The 570-nt window shown below is 48.8% G+C and carries 1 protein-coding gene; it reads right to left on the bottom strand.

The genetic code is table 11. The annotated features are described in order from the left end of the window. Positions 1–481: AraC family transcriptional regulator (locus tag NE664_12915; protein MCQ4727535.1), on the bottom strand; the 481-nt coding region annotated here is incomplete at its 3' end. Positions 482–570 lie beyond the last annotated feature (89 nt).

The following is a 570-nucleotide window of genomic DNA, read 5'->3' as shown; positions in this document are numbered from 1 at the left end:
GAAGAGCAGCCTCTGTGATGGTGGTTGCCGCAGAGGCAAGCAGGCTCTGCGCATGGGCCAGACGGCAGCCCGTTACATAGTCATGAAAGGTGCAGCCGACGAATTCCTTGAAAAGCCGGCAGAAATGAAATTTGCTGAAGCCGGTATAGGAAGCGATATCCTCCAGCCGGAGCGGTTCCGTACAGTGCAGATTGATGTAATAGCTGATATCTGCAAATTTTTCGGCATACTGAAGCTTTTGCTCCGGTTTATAGCGGTCCGTCTGCAGATTATTGATATCCTGTCTTCCCAGAGTTACGAAAAAGCTTGTGAACAGGCTGTGGATCGAAGCATCGCAGAATAAATCCTTTTTGTTATACTCCTCTTCAATCAGCAGCAGATAGTTTCTTAATGTCCGGGAAAGCTCAGGATTCTCCTCTTTTCTGATAATGCGGTAAGGAGACAGGCTGTTAATCAGGGATCCAACTCCTCTTAAATTCATATAAGGGGTAAAGTCCACGTCGACGATGAGGCGGGCTCCCGTGGGCGGAGTGTAAATCGTGTGCATCTCCCCGGGCGGTATGATAATGA

The sequence above is a fragment of the Anaerotignum faecicola genome (assembly GCA_024460105.1).
Classification (GTDB): Bacteria; Bacillota; Clostridia; order Lachnospirales; family Anaerotignaceae; genus JANFXS01.
Note: the sequence above shows the minus strand (reverse complement) of the source record. Positions and strands in the feature narration are given on the sequence as shown.